The organism is Pseudomonas sp. NPDC089758 (assembly GCF_044748705.1).
Taxonomy (GTDB): Bacteria; Pseudomonadota; Gammaproteobacteria; order Pseudomonadales; family Pseudomonadaceae; genus Aquipseudomonas; species Aquipseudomonas putida_X.
In genome coordinates, this window is sequence record NZ_JBIVGN010000018.1 from 99,665 (window position 1) to 117,669 (window position 18,005).

Genomic DNA, 18,005 nt, shown 5'->3' on the forward strand with positions numbered 1-18,005 from the left:
CTAGAGCCTTGTCACACCGCCTTGGCCCGGGCGGCATGCAGTTTCTTGTAGCTCTCGATCAGGCGCAGATGGCGGTCCAGCCCTTCCAGCTTCATGCTGGTGGGGGTCAAACCATGGAAGCGCACGCTACCGTCCACCGACCCCAGCACGGCATCCATGCGCGGGTTGCCGAACATCCGGCGGAAGTTGGCCTCGTAATCCTCCATTTCCAGCTCGTCATCGAGCACCACTTCCAGCACCACATTCAGTGCCTGGTAGAACAAACCGCGCTCGACAGTGTTGTCGTTGAACTGCAGGAACGCCTCGACCAGCTCCTTGGCGTCCTCGAAACGCTTCAACGCCAGGCAGATCAGCAGCTTCAACTCAAGGATGGTCAACTGCCCCCACACCGTGTTGTCATCGAACTCGACCCCGATCAGCGTGGTGATGGTGGTGTAGTCGTCCACATCACAGTTGTCCAGGCGCTTGAGCAGCGCGCGCAGCGCCCGGTTGTGCAGGCTATGCAGGTTGAGAATGTCGGCACGGAAGCCCAGGGCACGGTTGGTGTTGTCCCAGATCAGGTCCTCGACCGGGTAGATCTCCGAGTAACCCGGTACCAGGATGCGGCAGGCGTTGGCGCCGAGGTTGTCGTACACCGCCATGTACACCTCTTTGCCCATGCCCTCCAGAATGCCGAACAGGGTCGCGGCTTCCTGGGCATTGGAATCTTCACCCTGGCCGGAGAAGTCCCACTCGACGAACTCGAAATCGGCCTTGGCGCTGAAGAAGCGCCACGACACCACGCCACTGGAGTCGATGAAGTGCTCGACGAAGTTGTTCGGCTCGGTCAGCGCGTGGCTTTCGAAGGTCGGCTGCGGCAAGTCGTTGAGCCCCTCGAAACTGCGGCCCTGCAGCAGCTCGGTAAGGCTGCGCTCCAACGCCACTTCCAGGCTTGGATGGGCACCGAACGAGGCGAACACGCCACCGGTACGCGGGTTCATCAAGGTCACGCACATGACCGGGAATTCACCGCCCAGCGACGCGTCCTTGACCAACACTGGGAAGCCCTGCTCCTCAAGCCCCTGGATGCCCGCGACGATCCCTGGGTACTTGGCCAGCACCGCCTGCGGCACATCCGGCAGGCACAGCTCGCCCTCGAGGATTTCACGCTTCACCGCCCGCTCGAAGATCTCAGACAGGCACTGCACCTGGGCTTCGGCCAGGGTGTTGCCGGCGCTCATGCCGTTGCTGAGGAACAGGTTCTCGATCAGGTTGGACGGAAAGTACACCACCTGGCCGTCGGACTGGCGCACGAACGGCAGCGAACAGATGCCACGCTCGGTATTACCCGAGTTGGTGTCATACAGGTGCGAACCACGCAGCTCGCCGTCCGGGTTGTAGATCTGCAGGCAGTATGGGTCGAGGATCTCACCTGGCAGCGCGTCCTTGGGGCCGGGTTTGAACCACTGCTCGTTGGGATAATGCACGAACGGCGCGTTGGCGATGTCCTCGCCCCAGAACTGGTCGTTATAGAAGAAGTTGCAGTTCAAACGCTCGATGAATTCACCCAGCGCCGAGGCCAGGGCGGCCTCTTTGGTCGAGCCCTTGCCGTTGGTGAAGCACATCGGCGACTGCGCATCGCGCACGTGCAGCGACCACACGTTGGGCACGATGTTGCGCCAGGAGGCGATCTCGATCTTCATGCCCAGCCCGGCGAGCAGGCCCGACATGTTGGCGATGGTCTGCTCCAGCGGCAGGTCTTTGCCGGCGATGTAGGTGGTGGTGTCGGCGACCGGCATGAGCAGGCCCTGGGCGTCGGCATCGAGGTTGTCGACCTGCTCGATGATGAACTCAGGGCCGGTCTGCACCACTTTCTTGACCGTGCAGCGGTCGATGGAACGCAGAATGCCCTGGCGGTCCTTCTCGGAGATGTCTTCCGGCAACTCGACCTGGATCTTGAAGATCTGGTTGTAGCGGTTCTCAGGGTCGACGATGTTGTTCTGCGACAGGCGGATGTTTTCGGTAGGGATGTCCCGGGTCTGGCAGTACAGCTTGACGAAATAGGCGGCGCACAGGGCCGATGAGGCAAGGAAATAGTCGAACGGCCCCGGGGCCGAGCCATCGCCTTTGTAGCGAATCGGCTGGTCGGCGATCACCGTGAAGTCGTCGAATTTGGCTTCAAGACGAAGGTTGTCGAGAAAGTTGACCTTGATTTCCATGCGGGAACACCGTGATTTGAACGTGCAAAACGAAATTGGCCGGCATTATCCGGTTTTTTCGGCTGGAAGTCCTGTTTGTCTGCGCACCTGACCGCGACCGCACACGATTGCGCATTTCAACGGATTGCTTGCCTGATTCTCTGAACCTTCGGTAAACGGCAGGCCGCCGCACACACCGCTGTGCTAGCGTTTGCGGATTGGGGAGCAACGTATTCCCTGCACGACAACACAATGACAACCGATGATCAGCAGGTGAGCCATGGAACTTCGAATCAACCAGAAGACCTACCAGGTCGAGGCTGACGCCGACACGCCGTTGCTGTGGGTGATCCGCGACGACCTCGGCCTGACCGGCACCAAGTATGGCTGCGGCCTGGCACAGTGCGGCGCCTGCTCGGTGCTGGTGGACGGCAATGTGGTACGCGCCTGTGTCACGCCGGTGGCCGGCGTGGTCGGGCGTGAAGTGACCACCATCGAAGCCATCGAGGCCGATGCGGTGGGCAAGCGCGTAGTGGCGGCATGGGTCGAGCACCAGGTGGCCCAATGCGGTTACTGCCAGTCCGGGCAAGTGATGGCGGCCACCGCGCTGCTCAAGCACACCCCGCAACCGAGCGATGCGCAAATCGACGCGGCGATGGTCAACCTGTGCCGCTGCGGCACGTACAACGCCATCCATGCCGCCGTGCACGAACTTGCCCAAGGGGAGAAGGCCTGATGAATACGCCTGTCGATACCCCTGAAGCGCTGCTCGACCTACCGCCGGGGGCAACGGTCAACTTGTCGCGTCGGCGTTTTCTCGCCAGTACCGCCGTAGGCGCGCTGGTCCTGGGCTTCGGGCTGCCGCTGGGCACCAGCCGGGTCCAGGCGGCGACGGCCGCCGCCCAGGAGCGCGGCACCCAGGTACCTGCATTCCTGGAAATCCGCCAGGACGGCACGGTACGCCTGCTCTGCCCGTTCATCGAAGGCGGCCAAGGCACCTATACCGCCATGGCGCAGATCGTCGGCGAAGAACTGGACGCGGACCCTGCCACATTCGTGGTCGACAGTGCCCCGCCGGGCGAAGCCTACGTCGTGATGGAAAACGGCATGCGGATCACCGGCGGCAGCATGTCGGTGCGCATGAGCTACCCGACCATGCGCCGCCTCGGCGCCCTCGCCCGGGCCATGCTGCTGCAGGCCGCAGCCGAACAATGGGGCGTACCGGTGAGCGAGCTGTCCACCGAGCCTGGCAAAGTGCTGCACGCCGCCTCGGGCCGTGCGCTGGGCTATGGCGAGCTGGCTGAACGGGCCATGGACCTGCCGGTACCGGACCCGGCCGGCATCACGCTGCGCGACCCCAGCCAGTTCCGCTGGATCGGCAAGCCGGTGGCGCGCGTCGATGCCTACGACAAATCCACCGGCAAAGCGCTTTACACCATCGACATCAAGCTCGAGGGGATGCTCCACGCCGCTGTGCAGCATGCCCCGCGCCTGGGCATGACCGTGGGCCGCCTGCGCAACGAAGAGCAGGTCAAGGCCATGAAAGGCGTGCACTCGGTGCATCAGTTGCCAGGCGCCGTTGCCGTGGTGGCCGAACGCTGGTGGCACGCCAAGCGTGCGGTCGAAGCGGTCCAGGTGGACTGGCAGGAACCCGGCGCCGACAGCAAGGTACGCGCCATGCCCGCCGACTTTTCCAGCGATGCCTGGCGCGAGCACCTGGCCGCCCAGACAGGCCCGGCCCGCGACGACGAAAGCGAGGGCGATCTGGCCGCGGCACTCGGCAACGCCAAGACCAAGGTCGAGGCCACCTACCACAATCAGTACCTCAACCACGCCCAGTTGGAGCCGCCGTCCGCACTGGCGCGCTACAACCCCGATGGTTCACTGGAGGTCTGGCTACCCAACCAGGCGCCGGACATGTTCCGTGACGACATCGCCAAACGCACCGGCCTGGACCCTGCAAAGATCACCTTGCACTCCCCGCTTCTGGGTGGGTTCTTCGGTCGCCACTTCCTGTATGACTCGGCCAACCCGTACCCGCAGGCCATCTTGCTGGCCAAGGCCGTCGGCCGCCCGGTCAAGCTGATCTGGAGCCGCGAGGAAGAATTCCTGCGCGATGTGCTGCGACCGGTGGCGGTGGTCAAGTTCCGCGCAGGACTGGATGCCGATGGCTTGCCAGTGGCCATCGAAGCGGTGAGTGCCACAGAGGGCCCGACCGAGGCCCTGGCAGGCAAGCAAGGCGAGAAGATCGACCCAACGGCGCTCGAAGGGCTGTCGGGCAAATCCTACGCCATCGCCAACAAGCGTATCGCACAGATCTACGTCAAGGGCCCGGCCATGCTGGGTTACTGGCGCTCGGTGGGCAACTCGCTGAACGACTTCTTCTATGAGTCCTTCCTGGACGAACTGGCCGACAAGGGCGGCAAGGACCCCTTCGAGTTGCGCCTGCACCTGCTGCGCGACAACCCTCGCCTGACCAACCTGCTGCAAGCGGTGGGTGAATTGTCCGGTGGCTGGAAGCGCGGGCCGTTCACCGCTGAAGACGGCAGCAAGCGGGCACGAGGCGTGGCCATGGCCTCGCCGTTCGGCTCGGAAGCTGCCGTGATCGCTGAAGTGTCGATCGAAGATGGCCAGGTCAAGGTCCACGATATCTGGCAGGCGATCGACCCTGGCAGCATCGTCAACCCGGCGATCATCGAAGCCCAGGTCAACGGCGCCGTGGCACTCGGCCTGTCGCAGACGCTGGTCGAGGAAGCAGTGTTCATCGATGGCAAGCCGCGTGCGCGCAACTACGACCTGTATCCGATCCTGCCTGCCTCGCGCATGGCCCGGGTGCATGTGCGCATTGTCGAAAGCGGCGCGAAGATGGGGGGCATTGGCGAGCCGCCGTTGCCTGCGGTGGCGCCAGCAGTGGCCAACGCGGTGGCGCAGCTTACCGGGCAGCGCATCCGCAGCCTGCCCATGAGCCGCCATACCTTCAGCTGACCGGACAAGGAACGCCCCATGACCCACAGTCGATTCGCAAGAACCGCAGGCTGGCTGGCGCTGCCGTGCCTGGTCGCCGCCGGCCTGCTGGCCTGGTATGTCACCCGTGAGCCCGCTTCGCCCTTCGTCACCGAACAGAATGCCAGCTTCGACCCGGCGCTGGTCAGCCGTGGTGAGTACGTGGCCAGGCTCAGCGACTGCGTCGCCTGCCACAGCCTGCCCGACGGCAAGCCGTTTGCCGGTGGGCTGGAAATGGCCACACCACTGGGGGCGATACACGCCACCAACGTGACGCCCGACCCCGCGACGGGCATCGGCAATTACAGCCTTGCCGACTTCGACCGCGCCGTGCGTCACGGCGTCGCGCCGGGGGGCCGGCGGCTGTACCCGGCCATGCCCTACCCCTCGTATGCCAAGCTCAGCGATGATGATGTGCGGGCCCTGTATGCCTTCTTCATGAAAGGTGTGCAGCCGGCACAACAGGCGAACATCCCCAGCGATATCCCGTGGCCGTTGAACATGCGCTGGCCGATCGCGCTGTGGAACGGAGTGTTCGCAGCAGACCAACCTTACGCGGTCAAACCGACGCAGGACGCGGTGTGGAACCGAGGTGCCTATATCGTTCAGGGGCCCGGCCACTGTGGCAGTTGCCATACCCCGCGGGGCCTGGCCTTCAACGAAAAAGCCCTGGATGAAGAGGGCAAGCCGTTCCTGGCCGGTGCGCTGCTCGATGGCTGGTACGCACCCAGCCTGCGTAACGACCACAACACTGGCCTGGGCCGCTGGAGCGAGGCGCAGATCGTGCAGTTCCTCAAACACGGGCGCAATCAGCATGCGGTGGTCTATGGCTCGATGACCGAAGCGTTCAACAATTCCACCCAGTTCATGAGCGATGACGACCTGGCAGCGATCGCCCGCTACCTCAAATCGTTGCCGGGCGACCCACAACGTGACGGCGCGCCGTGGCAATACCAGGCGGTGTCTGCCGGCGAACGCCTGAACAGCCCGGGCGCCCACACCTACGTGACCCGCTGCGCCACCTGCCACGGCTTGGACGGCAAGGGCCAGGCAGAATGGATGCCGCCGCTGGCGGGGGCTACCTCGTCGCTGGCGAAGGAAGATGCGTCGGCGATCAACATCACCCTCAATGGCTCGCAACGCATCGTCGCCGCAGGGCTGCCGGATGCCTACCGCATGCCGGCGTTCCGCGAGCAATTGTCGGACCAGGAGATCGCCGATGTACTGAGCTTCGTCCGCGGTACCTGGGGCAACCACGGCGGTGCGGTCGACGCGCAGGCCGTCAGCAAGCTGCGTGGGGATACCGACCCGGCGAGCAGCAGCCCGATCATCTTGCACATGCGCTGAGGAATAACCGTCAATGGAAAGCATCGACCTGCTGGTCCTGCGCACCACCTGTGACTGGCTCAAGGCAGGCGAACGGGTGCTGCTGGCAACCGTCGCCCGTACCTGGGGCTCATCGCCCAGGCCGGTGGGTTCGATGATGGCCCTGCGTGGCGATGGCAGGGTCATTGGCAGCGTCTCCGGTGGCTGCATCGAGGATGACCTGGTGCACCGCTACACCACCGCCTACAACGGCGAGGGCATGCCGCAAGGGCTGCCGCGCGTGGTGCGTTACGGCGTCAGTGCCGACGAGGCCCATCGCTTTGGCCTGCCCTGCGGCGGGACCCTGGAGCTGATACTCGAATTCAACCCTTCGTTGCCCTGCCTTGAGCAGCTTCTGGCGCAGCTGGACGCTGGCAACCTGGTCCGTCGCGAGCTGGACCTTGGCACCGGTGACACAACCCTGACCGCCACGCATGCGCCAGAGCAGTTCAGCTTCGATGGCCAGCGGATGGTCAATACCCTGGGCCCCGGCTACCGCATGCTGTTGATCGGTGCCGGGGCACTGGCCGAATACCTGGCGACCATGGCGCTGTTCAATGGCTTCAAGGTGACCGTCTGTGACCCTCGCCGTGAATACATGGATGGCTGGAATGTCGCGGGCGTGGAGAGGCTGGTGGGCATGCCGGACGACATGGTCAGGGCCTTTGCCCCGGACCTGCGCAGTTGCATCATTGGCCTTAGCCATGACCCCAAGCTGGACGACCTGGCCCTGCTCGAAGCCTTGCACAGCCCAGCCTTCTACATCGGTGTGATCGGCTCGCGGCGTAACAGCCAGCTGCGCCGCGAACGCCTGGTCGAGCATTTTGGCCAGACCCAGGCCTCACTCAAACGCCTGCATGGCCCAATCGGCATCTATATCGGCAGCAAGACCCCTGCAGAGATCGCGGTCAGCGTCATGGCCGAGGTTCTGGCCATCAAGAACGGCGTGGCCTTGCCCAGCGCGGCCAATGTGACCACGGCCAAGCGGGCCCGGGAAGCCAGTGCATGACATCAACGTGCGCCCATCACTGAACACCGCCGCCGCGCGCATGCCGCCTCAGTGCGGCCCGCCCGCTTGCTGCTGTTTCCAACGCTCGAGGTTCTTCGCCAGTAGCTGCCCAGGCAGCGGGCCAGCGACGATTTCCTTCATTTTCTGCGCCAGACGCTCACGCAGCCTGGGCTGGTTGCACGGCGAGGCCTGGGACAGCGCCAGGTACAAACCCTCACTGGAAACCGGCGGGTCGAGCACCTTCAGCTGCGTCTCCATACCCAGCGTCCGCGCCATCGCCATACCGGGGTACTGCTCATAGATCAGGTAGTCGTTACGCTTGTGCAGCAGCTTCTCGAACGCCTGCCTGGCGCTGGGAACCGCTTCGAGGGTGAGGTTGGCCCTGGCATAGTCATCGAACGCCTGGCCATGACTGTTGCTGACCAGGGTGCCGCCCTTGCGCCCCTTCAAGTCTGACCAGCCCCGGTAAGCGAAGGCCGCGTCCTGGCGCACCCAGACAACGCTTGGGGTATGCAGGAATGGCGGGCTGATGAAGTCTACCTCCTGCTGACGCGCCTGGGTCAGGAAGTAACCGGCCATCAAATCGATACGGCCTTTGCGCACCTCTTCCTGGGCCCGCGACCAGGGCCCACCGTAGACCACCTGCATTTCCAGCCCGAGCGCCCGGCCCAGGTGATCAAGCAGGTCGGCGTTGGCCCCGATCAGTCGTTGGGGGTTGGTCGGGTCGCGCCACAGGTAAGGGGGGTATTCCGGATTGCCGGTGGCGGTCAGTTGCCGACACGCATCCTCCGCTGCCCAGGCCTGAGGCAGCAGAAAAAAGAAAAGCCAAAGCAGCAAAGACCGACCGGACCACCGCTCGACCATCTACAACCCTCGGTGCTTGGGGCCTTAGGCGGCCAGCCGTGGTCGCGAAAGGCTGCCACATCCTGCGCACGTCTGCTGTACTGCTGCCCGCATGCTTTAAAGATTCTGGACGAGAATCAGCTGGCTGCCAGAAATTTATCCGGGCATGCGCGCCAAAGACCGCTTGGCCGCCGCCTGGAACACGCCGCGCAGTGCCCTGACTTGCTCTTCGGTGAGCGTCTGCGCGCAGGTCAGCCCCTGCAGGAAGCCTATGCCCCAGTTTTTCGTCTGGTCCAGTTGCTGACGGTTTTCGGCTTCGGCGATATCGCCCAGATGGAGCGCGGCGTGGTGTTCGTAGCGGTCACCCAGTGCCAACTTGCGCAGTTCACCCAGAGCGACCTTGAATTCAGCGGCGGCTACATCGTCCAGGCCCAGGTGCTCATACTGAAGCAGGCTCAGACGGTCGGTGGCGGTCATCTTCGAATCTCCGTTTCTCTATAAAAGGAGCAGTTGCAGGAAAGTCACCGACCAACCCAGAACGCTTCCAGGCGCCAGGTGATGGTGGTGTGGTGTCAAGGGTTGTATACCATAGGTGAGGGCCATCGCCCTAGCGGTGTGCGCCGTCCGGTTGGTTGTCGCCGTCGGGGGCGACTGCCGGCCCCTTTCCAACCCCTGCCCGAAATACAGTCGGCGAGGTCCGGGCCTCCGGGTGGGTGGCAACAGCCTATGGCTTGCACCCGCAGCGCTAGCTACCCACCACCGGCCTCCCTGCAACCGGTGAAGAACCGAATGCAAGCCTTCAACAGGCCTCACTGCAGGCCAGCACTGCTCAACCAACCGTGCGTCGCTGCATGCACCTGCTGCAAGCGGTTTTCACCGCCAAGCATCATCGAAGGCGTTTCCACGCTCACGTGCACATCCACCGGCAACGCGACCAACAGTGCTGCCAGTGGCAACTGCCCCTGCCCCGGCAACAACCGCCCTTCACGCGCCTCCTGGATAATCAGTGCCTCAGCGGGCGCCGTGAGCGGCGCATCGCACAGTTGCACCGCCCGCAGGTAGCGCGGCTCGACGTCGGCAAGTGCCGCTACCTCCCCGCCCGAACGGAACAGATGCAGCGCATCCACCAGTACCGCGCTGTTGTCCTGCCCAGCCATGTGCACCACAGCCAACGCCTGCTGCAGGGTGGCCACCGGCCTCCAGCGCATGAACTCCAGATCCACACGCAAGCCATACGCCTTGGCCATTTCACACAGCGCCGCGAAGTTGTGCGCAAGCCGCACTCGGTCTTCGTCATCCCCGGATACCGTAAGGCTGGTGGCGCCCAGTTCAGCACCTGCGGCCAGCAAGGCTGAACAATCGCCAACCTGCAGTTGCGGCGTCAGCGAGACGAACTCGATGTCGGCAACGCTTACACCCTCACCTGCCATCACGGCCTTCACCTCTCGCAACGCCTGCCCGCCCACCGCTAGCGGGTAAGCCTGCGCCCCCGGCATCACCGGGTGCAGCCGCAAGCCCACGGCGTTGAAACCGGCGCTGCCGGCCTCACGCACCAACGCCTGCGGCGCAAGGTCCAGCGCGGTGAGGTGGGCAACCGCAAGGGGCCTCAATAGGTCGCCCTCCCACCACTGAGGTCGAACACGAAGCCTGTGGTGAAGCTGCATTCCGGCCCGGCGATCCAGGCCACCATGTTGGCAATTTCCTCAGCCTTGAGAAAACGCCCCATCGGTATCTTGGCCTTGCTCGCCGCGATATGCTCCTGCGTCATCTCAGCCATCAGCGGCGTTTCGACCATCGCCGGGGCGATGCAGTTGAGCGACACACCCTCCTGCGCCAGTTCCTTGGCTGCGGCCTTGGTGAAGGCGATGACCCCGGCCTTGGCAGCCGAGTAGCCGCTGATGTACTGCACGCCATCCTTGCCCGCCATCGATGCCACGTTGACGATCCGCCCATAACCGCGCTCGCGCATATGCGGGATGGCCGTTCGGCAGCAGTAGAAGACGCCGTTCAGGTCGATGGCGATGACCTTGTCCCAGGCCTGCGGCGGGTACTCCCAGGACGGTACCACCGGCCCGTTGATGCCAGCGTTGTTGATCAGGATTTCGACCGGCCCCACGCGCGCCAGCACCTCAGCGAATGCCGCCTCGACCGTGGCCAGTGAGGCGACATCCACGGCCTGGCGCAGCACTGGCTCGAAACCGTTGCCGACACTGTCCCAGCCATCCACCTCGAGGTCCCAGATCACCACCTGGGCACCGGCGCAGTGCAGCCGTTGGGCGATGGCCAGGCCGATGCCACGCATGCCACCGGTCACGATCGCAGTTTGCCCTTGCAGGGGTTGGCTCATTGTTCAGCTCCTTTTTCAACACAGGGAATATCCGGCAGGCGACGCAGGTCACGCACCATGAACAGGTAACACAGCGCGCCAAGGGCGGTGATCGAGGAGACGAAGACCAAGGCCCAGACGAAGGACCCGGTGGCCGTCACGATCAGGCCGATGGTCAGCGGGGTAACGATGCCGGCGGCGTTGGCGAACAGGTTGAACAGCCCACCACTGAGGCCCAGCAAGCCCTTGGGCGCGATGTCGGAAACGATCATCCAGGCCAGGGCGGACATGCCCTGGGCGAAATAGGCGATACACAGGATGGCGATGACCAGCACGTCCGAGTCGACATAGTTGGCCAGGACAATCACCGAGGCGGTCAGCAGGCCGGCGATGACCGGCAGCTTGCGTGCCACATTCAGCGAGTAGCCCCGGCGCAGCAAGGCATCGGAGAGCCAGCCGCCGACCAGGGTGCCCAGCGAAGCGGCGATGAACGGCAGCACCGCTACCCAACCGACTTTAAGCCAAGGCATGTGCCGTTCAGTGACCAGATAGGTCGGGAACCAGGTCAGGAAGAACACATTGGTCGAGTTGCAGGCGAACTGCCCCAGGCAGATACCGAGCATGTTGCGGTGCTTGAGCAGCGCCGGGATCTGCGACCACGCAAAGACAGTGGCTTTCTGGCCACCATCGACCACCCCACCGCCGGCAGCGATATGATCGAGCTCGGCCTGGTTGGCCGTGGTCGACTGGTGCGGCTCGTGGTATTTACGCCACCAGACCAACCCGTAGAGCACGCCCAGTAACCCGACCGCCATCAGCAGAAAGCGCCAGCCATAGGCGTGCAACACCCAAAACAGCAAGGGTGTAAGGAACGCAAGGCCGGTGTACTCGGCAAAGGTATAGATACCGGTCGCCCTGGCCCGCCCGCTTTGCGGGAACCAGGTCGCCACCACGCGGCTGTTGGTAGGGAAGCACGGTGCTTCTGTCACACCGACCAGAAAGCGCATGCCCAGCAAGCACAGAAACCCTTGGGCCAGGCCCTGCAGGCCGGTGAACAGCGACCACAGCGTCAGTGCCAGCCAGTAGGTGAGCTTGGTGCCCAGCCGGTCGATCAGTATGCCGCCAGGGATCTGCGCCGCCGCGTAGGTCCAGGAGAACGCTGAGAAGATCACCCCCATCATCGCCGCGTTAAGGCCCAGATCGGCACTGATGCTCGGCGCGGCGATGCCCATCACGCTGCGGTCCAGGTAGTTGATCATGGTGCCGCCAGAGATCAGCGCCAGGATCATGAAGCGGGTTCGGGTACGTTGCTGCTGGCGCGCGGGGGTGTCGAACACCTTGGCGCCGATAGGCTTGTCAGCATTCATGGCAATTGCTCTCTTGTTCTTGGAATGGCAAAGGTGCAGGCGTCAGGCAAACCCGAACAGGCGCCTTGGGGTCTCCCACATGATGGTGCGCCGCAGGTGCGGGTCTGGCATCAAGCGCTCGGCCAACTTCAGCAAGGGGCCGTAATCCACCCGGGTGTGCTGGCGGATGAACGGCCAGTCCGACCCCCACACACAGGCATGCGGGCCAAAGGCGTTGATCAACTCGTGTACGTACACGCTGCTTTGCTCATGCAGGGCAGCAGCGCTGGCGAATTTCTGCATGCCCGAAAGCTTCACGCAGGCCCGGCCCTGTCGAGCCAGCCGGAGCAATGCCTGAAAGCCGGCCTGTCGGATACCGCCGGCCGCATCCGGCCGCCCGCAATGGTCGATCAATACCCGCACCGCACTGCCCTGGATCAGGCCGAGCAGTTCGACGAGCTGGTCGTCGCACACCTGGATCTGGGCGAACAGGCCAAGTTCGGCAAGCTTGCCGAACAACGGTCCGGCGTCGTTCAGGCTCTGCACGCCATACATTGCCGGGTTGAACGCCACACCGACCACGCCCTGCTCACGCAGTGCGGCCAGCTGCTCGAGGCTGATGTGGCGCTCGACCACCGCTATGCCCTTGAAACGGCCCTGAGCGCTCGCCAAGGCATGCAGCAGGCAGCGGTTGTCAGTGTGGTAGCCACTGTTGGGCCCTACCAACAAGGCATGGCGCACGCCATAGGCCTCCATCACCTGGTTGAACTGCTCCAGCGGCGCGATCTCCTGGCCGGACGGTGCGTACGGCGCATCGGGGTGATAGGCGAAGCGTGCAGGGTCAAACAAATGGTTATGGCAATCGATCTTCGGTTCATCAAAGATGTTCAAAGGCGGCTCCTTCAAGCGCCACTGCGCTTGCCTGCAGATCTTGTTATTGTTCGCCACCACGGGCGATTAGCCTGGGCCCACGATACTGCGGGCGTCGCCGAGGCGCTCATACACAGATGGCGAAGACCATAACCTAAGGTAATACTCATGCTTCCCGGCAAAGAAGGCAGCGAAGCCAGTGCACTGGTATTCAAACTGCGGCACATGGAGGTGTTTCGGGCGGTCATGCTGACCGGCTCGATCAGCGCTGCCGCGAAGATGCTGTATGTCTCGCAGCCGGCGGTGAGCAAGCTCATCGGCTACATCGAAGGGCGCCTGGCCTACCGCCTGTTCGAGCGCATCAACAACCGCCTGGTGCCCACCGCCGAGGCGCAGATCCTGTTCCGTGAGGTCGAGCGGGTGTATCAGGCAGCACTGCAAGTCAATGAATGCGCGCTGGCGCTGGCCACCGGCGCCCATCGCAAGCTGCGGATCTCCTGCAGCGCCTCGTTGTCGACGGTGGTAATCCCCACCGCCCTGGCCCAGCTCAAGCGTGAGGCGCCTGCACTGCAGATCGAATGGCAGACCTCGCTGATGGGCGAGATGCCCAACCAGATCCTGTCGAAGAAGGTCGACCTCTCTATCGCCGCCCTGCCGGTGGTGCACGACCACCTGCATTCACAGGCATTCATGCGTGGGCGCATGGTCGCTGTAATGCCCGTCGATCACCCCCTGGCACAGCAGCCAAGCCTGAGCTTGCAGCAGCTGGAAGGCCATGCGCTGCTGCTGTTCCGCCCGGACATGCCGTTCGGCAAGTTGCTGGCCGAGGAAATAGCGCGCCGTGGCCTGCACCTGGACTCGCTGTTGTCGTTCACCAATGCCAACGAGGCCGTGGCGCTGGTCAAGCAAGGCATGGGTATCAGCGTGATCGATGAATTCGTGGCACAGGACAGCGGCCTGGCCGTGGTGCCCTTGGCCGACGAGATTCACTTCGATATCAGCTTCGTCCATTCGCGTTTTGAACCGCCGTCACAGGCCGCCCTGCACCTGATGCGCGTGCTGCATGGCCAGGCGCGCAAGCTGGGGCGGCAGATCCCTGGGTTCGAGTTGCCCGACAGGTAAAGCGGGTGGCCCTGGAGAGGCCGTGAATGCCGGATTGGATCCGCAGGCTGAGAAACGCTACCCTTGCACCGCCGCGCAGCGCTTGCCGGTGCGCAGGCCTACCCATGCACTCAGGAGATTCACCGACATGAACGTCCCATTCAAGCCCCGCTGGCTGCTCGCCCTCGCCCTGCCCCTGGTACTCGCCGCCTGTGGCGACAGCGAACCCAAGCAACGGGCCGCCTTCAGCGAATTCCTGCAGACCCGTATCGTCGACAAGCCAGGCGTGCATGTGCCCAAGCTGAGCGCAGACGAGTCCAAGGCATTTGGCCCCTACAGCGATCACTACGCCGTCATCACCCAGTTCAACGGCGCGATGGATGCCGCAGTACAGCCTTTGGGCAACCTGCTGCAAAAAGGCGCGGTTCGCTCGCTCAATGATGTCACTGCCCGCCGTGACGACATCAAGGCCGTGCAGACCGGCCTGAACGACATGGGCAACCAGCTGCAAGAGCAAAAGGCCAAGGCGGACACCGCCCATGCCCAGCTCAAGCAGCCGGAAGACCTCAAGGTGGTGTACGACAAGGCCTATGCGCGCACCGTCAGCGTCCCGGCCGACACCTTCCTGGACGTGCTGCCGCAAATCAACGGCACCCTGGACAGCAGCCTGAAGGTGGCCGACTACGTGGATGCGCACAAGGAAAAGATAGAAATCAACGGGGCCATCGTGAAAGTGTCCGACCCAACCGTTCAGGCTGAGTTGAATGCCTTGCTGGCGGACCTGAACAACCAGGCCAAGACCGTGCAGCAGGCGCAGGCAAGGCTGCAAACGGTCATGCTCGGGCGCTAGTCGGCTGCGAATCAGGCGGCGGGTGGGGGTTCGCTCACACCCGCTTCGGCAGCTGGATATTCACCCGCAACCCCCCTCCCTCGCCCGCTTGGGCGCTGATCGAGCCCTGATGCAGCGCGATTGCCCGACGGGCGATCGCCAAACCCAGGCCGAAGCCATCGCTGCCGCTGTCCATACCCCGGTCGAACGGCTCGAAGATGCTCTGCAGGCGCGCCGGGGCCACGCCCGGGCCCTGGTCGATGATGGCCACTTCCAGCTGGTCGCCGCCATCGGCCAGCAGCGCCAGCACCCGCACTTCAGTCCCAGGCGCTGTGTAGCGTACGGCATTGCGCACCACGTTCTCGAAGGCGCGATACAGCAGTTCCTCATGCCCGCAGGTCAACCATGCTGCATCCGCGCTCAGCGACACCTGGCACTGCTTCATGCTGGCCTCGAAACGGGCATCCTCGACGATCTGCGCCAGCAACTCGACCACATCCAACGCTTGGCTATTGCCATCGCCCGGCTGTGACTGGACACGTGCCAGGGTCAGCAGTTGCTCGATCAGGTCATCCATGCGCCGGGATTCGCGCTCGATGCGTTCCAGCATCTCAGCACGCTCCGGCTGCTGGCGTACCAAGCCGATGGCCGCGTGCATGCGGGTCAGTGGCGAGCGCAGTTCATGAGAAATATCATGCAGCAGTTGCTGCTGAGCCTCGACCAGCGCCTTGAGCTGGCTGGCCATGCGGTCGCAGCCTTCGGCAAGGTCGACGATCTCGTCGCGGCGCTTGCCCAGGCGTGGCTTGACGCGCACCTCGAACCGGCCCTGGGCGACCTGCTCCATGGCCTCGCGCAGCCACGCCAAAGGCTTGGTCAGGTAAAGGCTGCAGAGCAAGGCGAACAGTGCGCTCATCAAGGTCCCGGTGAGCAGCGGGCCCATGCTGCGCGGGCGTGGTAGTTCGTCCAGGCGGGTCGCCACCGATGCACGCAACACCAACGCCCGACCGCCCTGGTCGAGCAGCGCCCGCTCGAAGCGGGCCTCGGGTACAGGCCTGCCTGCCAGCAAGTGGCCGGTGCCGTCATACAGCCCCACCTGAACACCTTCAGGCTGGGGCGAAACCCGCAACAGCTGGCGGCCAGCCTGCTCTCCGTATCTGTGCAACATGTTCAGCTCGGTAACCAGCAGCGAACGCAGCGCCGGGGTGTCGCCACGCAGGTCGTCGAGCATGAAGGCCCCCGCGCCCACCAGGAACGTCAGGCAGTTGGCCAGCCAGAAGGCCAGGAACAGCTTCCAGAACAGGCGCCGGCGCATCATTCGATGATCAGCATGTAGCCCATGCCCCGTACGCTCTGAATCCAGCTGCTGCCGTCGGCGCGTGGCCCGAGTTTCTGTCGGATGCTGCTGATGTGCACATCGATGCGGCGATCGTAACGGGTCAGCGGCCGGCCCAGGGCGTTGAGCGACAGCTCTTGCTTGCTCACCAGTCGGCCCGCCTGGCGAGCCAACGCTTCGAGCAGGCTGAATTCAGTCCCGGTCAGGTCCAGAGGTGCCGCCGCCCACTGGGCCTTGCGGCGCCCTGGCCATAAAGTCAGCGCCCCTGTGCCGAGGACTTCGCCAGCCTGGCTTTCAGCCCACGCGTGCGGTTGCACCCGGCGCAGGATCGCACGCAGGCGCGCCACCAGTTCGCCCGGCGAGCTGGGCTTGGGCACATAGTCATCGGCGCCCAGCTCCAGGCCGGCAATGCGGTCGATGTTGTCACCACGGGCGGTGAGCAACAGCACCGGGACCTGGCTGCGAGCCCGAATACGCCGCAATACTTCGATCCCTGAGATGCCCGGCAGCATCACGTCCAGCACCACGATGCGAAAAGCCCCGCTCAATGCGTGAGCCTCGCCCTCTTCGCCATTTGCCACGGCGGTTGCCTCAAAGCCTTCGCGGGCCAGGTAAAGGGCAAGCATTTCGGTGAGTTCACGGTCGTCATCGACCAAAAGCACAGGAATCATGGGGGGTACGCTTAAGCAGGGCTGCAAAGCGCGCATGATCGCCCTGCCGCGCCAGGCTGTCACCGCAAGCACGGCGAACTTTACACATCTTTACCTTGGGTTAACCGCGCCAAACACAGCCCGCCCTTATCCTCATCGCCCGCTTGCCTGGCAGCCGCCGCGCGCCTTCGCCGAGCCTGCTCAGCCTCCCTCACGCCCGTCTGGAACCCCCGATGAACTACCCGCGTCTGTTGCTCCCCATCCTGCTGCTACAAGCCTGCATGGCCCAGGCGGCGCCGTTCAGGATCGCCGACATCAGGGTCAACGGCCTGCAGCGGGTATCCGCCGGCAGCGTTTTCGGTGCCTTGCCCCTGAACGTGGGCGATCAGGCCGATGACCGGCGCCTGGTGGAGTCGACCCGGTCGCTGTTCAAGACCGGCTTCTTCCAGGACATTCAGCTGAACCGCGACGGCGATGTCCTGATCATCAACGTGGTCGAGCGCCCGTCGGTGTCGAGCATCGAGATCGAAGGCAACAAGGCGATCAGCACCGAAGACCTGATGAAGGGCCTGAAACAGTCGGGCCTGGCCGAAGGCGAGATTTTCCAGCGTGCCACCCTCGAAGGCGTGCGTAACGAGCTGCAGCGCCAGTACGTGGCCCAGGGCCGCTACTCGGCCGAGGTCGACGCCGAGGTGGTACCGCAGCCGCGCAACCGGGTTGCCCTGAAGATCAAGATCAACGAAGGCACCGTCGCTGCCATCCAGCACATCAACGTCGTTGGCAACACCGTGTTCGACGATGAAGAGCTGTCGCAGCTGTTCGAGCTCAAGACCACCAACTGGCTGTCGTTCTTCAAGAACGACGACAAGTACGCCCGCGAAAAGCTGTCCGGTGACCTGGAGCGCCTGCGTTCCTACTACCTGGACCGCGGCTACATCAACATGGACATCGCTTCCACCCAGGTGTCGATCACCCCGGACAAGAAGCACGTCTATATCACCGTCAACGTCAACGAAGGCGAGAAGTACACCGTTCGTGACGTGAAGCTGTCGGGTGACCTGAAGGTGCCGGAAGACCAGGTCAAGTCGCTGCTGCTGGTGCAGCCAGGCCAGGTGTTCTCGCGCAAGGTGATGACCACCACGTCCGAGCTGAT

General features: G+C 63.9%; 16 protein-coding genes. 7 read left to right on the forward strand and 9 right to left on the reverse strand.

What is annotated here, in order from left to right; genetic code table 11:
* Nucleotides 1–11 precede the first annotated feature (11 nt).
* Nucleotides 12–2,198 (reverse strand): OsmC domain/YcaO domain-containing protein, encoded by a 2,187-nt coding sequence (locus ACIPZH_RS21760; RefSeq protein ID WP_400637790.1) that lies wholly within the window; start codon nt 2,196–2,198, stop codon nt 12–14.
* 259 nt (nt 2,199–2,457) lie between these two features.
* Between ACIPZH_RS21760 and ACIPZH_RS21765 the strand changes: the two genes are divergently transcribed.
* From ACIPZH_RS21765 to ACIPZH_RS21780, 4 genes are read left to right on the forward strand one after another with little or no spacing between them, the layout of a single operon-like run.
* A complete protein-coding gene (locus ACIPZH_RS21765) occupies nt 2,458–2,913 on the forward strand; it encodes a (2Fe-2S)-binding protein (protein WP_046786065.1) in 456 nt (151 codons plus the stop codon).
* Entirely contained in the window at nt 2,913–5,162 is a 2,250-nt protein-coding gene (locus tag ACIPZH_RS21770; RefSeq protein WP_400637791.1) for a molybdopterin cofactor-binding domain-containing protein, read from the forward strand. Before ACIPZH_RS21765 ends, ACIPZH_RS21770 begins: the two co-directional genes overlap by 1 nt.
* Nucleotides 5,163–5,180: 18 nt before the next feature.
* Nucleotides 5,181–6,527: a c-type cytochrome gene (locus ACIPZH_RS21775; protein ID WP_400637793.1), complete on the forward strand. Its 1,347-nt coding sequence runs from the start codon at nt 5,181–5,183 to the stop codon at nt 6,525–6,527.
* A 13-nt stretch (nt 6,528–6,540) separates the two neighbouring features.
* Nucleotides 6,541–7,554: an XdhC family protein gene (locus ACIPZH_RS21780; protein WP_400637794.1), complete on the forward strand. Its 1,014-nt coding sequence runs from the start codon at nt 6,541–6,543 to the stop codon at nt 7,552–7,554.
* A gap of 48 nt (nt 7,555–7,602) precedes the next feature.
* On the opposite strand, the gene ACIPZH_RS21785 is transcribed toward ACIPZH_RS21780, so the two are convergent.
* The 6 genes from ACIPZH_RS21785 to ACIPZH_RS21810 form a co-directional block, all read right to left on the reverse strand.
* Nucleotides 7,603–8,418: a substrate-binding periplasmic protein gene (locus tag ACIPZH_RS21785; RefSeq protein WP_400637796.1), complete on the reverse strand. Its 816-nt coding sequence runs from the start codon at nt 8,416–8,418 to the stop codon at nt 7,603–7,605.
* Between the two features lie 135 nt (nt 8,419–8,553).
* On the reverse strand, nt 8,554–8,874 hold the full coding sequence (locus tag ACIPZH_RS21790) for a hypothetical protein (protein WP_012314688.1): 321 nt from the start codon (nt 8,872–8,874) through the stop codon (nt 8,554–8,556).
* A gap of 332 nt (nt 8,875–9,206) precedes the next feature.
* Nucleotides 9,207–10,007: a sugar phosphate isomerase/epimerase family protein gene (locus tag ACIPZH_RS21795; RefSeq protein ID WP_400637797.1), complete on the reverse strand. Its 801-nt coding sequence runs from the start codon at nt 10,005–10,007 to the stop codon at nt 9,207–9,209.
* Nucleotides 10,004–10,744: an SDR family NAD(P)-dependent oxidoreductase gene (locus ACIPZH_RS21800; protein WP_400628978.1), complete on the reverse strand. Its 741-nt coding sequence runs from the start codon at nt 10,742–10,744 to the stop codon at nt 10,004–10,006. The genes ACIPZH_RS21795 and ACIPZH_RS21800 overlap by 4 nt, the downstream gene beginning before the upstream one ends.
* Complete coding sequence (locus ACIPZH_RS21805) at nt 10,741–12,090, reverse strand: MFS transporter (RefSeq protein WP_400637799.1); 1,350 nt, start codon at nt 12,088–12,090, stop codon at nt 10,741–10,743. The genes ACIPZH_RS21800 and ACIPZH_RS21805 overlap by 4 nt, the downstream gene beginning before the upstream one ends.
* Before the next feature lie 42 nt (nt 12,091–12,132).
* On the reverse strand, nt 12,133–12,960 hold the full coding sequence (locus ACIPZH_RS21810; protein ID WP_400637800.1) for an amidohydrolase family protein: 828 nt from the start codon (nt 12,958–12,960) through the stop codon (nt 12,133–12,135).
* Between the two features lie 147 nt (nt 12,961–13,107).
* On the opposite strand from ACIPZH_RS21810, the gene ACIPZH_RS21815 reads away from it, so the two are divergent.
* Complete coding sequence (locus ACIPZH_RS21815; protein ID WP_241803595.1) at nt 13,108–14,061, forward strand: LysR family transcriptional regulator; 954 nt, start codon at nt 13,108–13,110, stop codon at nt 14,059–14,061.
* Nucleotides 14,062–14,188: 127 nt separating this feature from the next.
* Entirely contained in the window at nt 14,189–14,890 is a 702-nt protein-coding gene (locus ACIPZH_RS21820; protein ID WP_241803596.1) for a DUF3053 domain-containing protein, read from the forward strand.
* Nucleotides 14,891–14,924: 34 nt separating this feature from the next.
* Here ACIPZH_RS21820 and ACIPZH_RS21825 read toward each other — a convergent pair whose 3' ends face one another.
* The gene (locus ACIPZH_RS21825; protein ID WP_400637801.1) at nt 14,925–16,184 is read right to left on the reverse strand and encodes an ATP-binding protein; all 1,260 of its coding nucleotides are present in this window, start codon (nt 16,182–16,184) and stop codon (nt 14,925–14,927) included.
* Complete coding sequence (locus tag ACIPZH_RS21830) at nt 16,181–16,873, reverse strand: response regulator transcription factor (protein WP_267816288.1); 693 nt, start codon at nt 16,871–16,873, stop codon at nt 16,181–16,183. The genes ACIPZH_RS21825 and ACIPZH_RS21830 overlap by 4 nt, the downstream gene beginning before the upstream one ends.
* A gap of 212 nt (nt 16,874–17,085) precedes the next feature.
* Here ACIPZH_RS21830 and bamA point away from each other — a divergent pair.
* The coding region (bamA, locus tag ACIPZH_RS21835; protein ID WP_400637803.1) for an outer membrane protein assembly factor BamA at nt 17,086–18,005 on the forward strand (920 nt) is incomplete at its 3' end.

Bases quoted from the DNA above. Each gene is read 5' to 3' on its own strand.
- ACIPZH_RS21760 (WP_400637790.1), bottom strand. From the start codon at position 2,198: ATGGAAATCAAGGTCAACTTTCTCGACAACCTTCGTCTTGAAGCCAAA.
- ACIPZH_RS21765 (WP_046786065.1), top strand. From the start codon at position 2,458: ATGGAACTTCGAATCAACCAGAAGACCTACCAGGTCGAGGCTGACGCC.
- ACIPZH_RS21770 (WP_400637791.1), top strand. From the start codon at position 2,913: ATGAATACGCCTGTCGATACCCCTGAAGCGCTGCTCGACCTACCGCCG.
- ACIPZH_RS21775 (WP_400637793.1), top strand. From the start codon at position 5,181: ATGACCCACAGTCGATTCGCAAGAACCGCAGGCTGGCTGGCGCTGCCG.
- ACIPZH_RS21780 (WP_400637794.1), top strand. From the start codon at position 6,541: ATGGAAAGCATCGACCTGCTGGTCCTGCGCACCACCTGTGACTGGCTC.
- ACIPZH_RS21785 (WP_400637796.1), bottom strand. From the start codon at position 8,418: ATGGTCGAGCGGTGGTCCGGTCGGTCTTTGCTGCTTTGGCTTTTCTTT.
- ACIPZH_RS21790 (WP_012314688.1), bottom strand. From the start codon at position 8,874: ATGACCGCCACCGACCGTCTGAGCCTGCTTCAGTATGAGCACCTGGGC.
- ACIPZH_RS21800 (WP_400628978.1), bottom strand. From the start codon at position 10,744: ATGAGCCAACCCCTGCAAGGGCAAACTGCGATCGTGACCGGTGGCATG.
- ACIPZH_RS21805 (WP_400637799.1), bottom strand. From the start codon at position 12,090: ATGAATGCTGACAAGCCTATCGGCGCCAAGGTGTTCGACACCCCCGCG.
- ACIPZH_RS21815 (WP_241803595.1), top strand. From the start codon at position 13,108: ATGCTTCCCGGCAAAGAAGGCAGCGAAGCCAGTGCACTGGTATTCAAA.
- ACIPZH_RS21820 (WP_241803596.1), top strand. From the start codon at position 14,189: ATGAACGTCCCATTCAAGCCCCGCTGGCTGCTCGCCCTCGCCCTGCCC.
- ACIPZH_RS21825 (WP_400637801.1), bottom strand. From the start codon at position 16,184: ATGATGCGCCGGCGCCTGTTCTGGAAGCTGTTCCTGGCCTTCTGGCTG.
- ACIPZH_RS21830 (WP_267816288.1), bottom strand. From the start codon at position 16,873: ATGATTCCTGTGCTTTTGGTCGATGACGACCGTGAACTCACCGAAATG.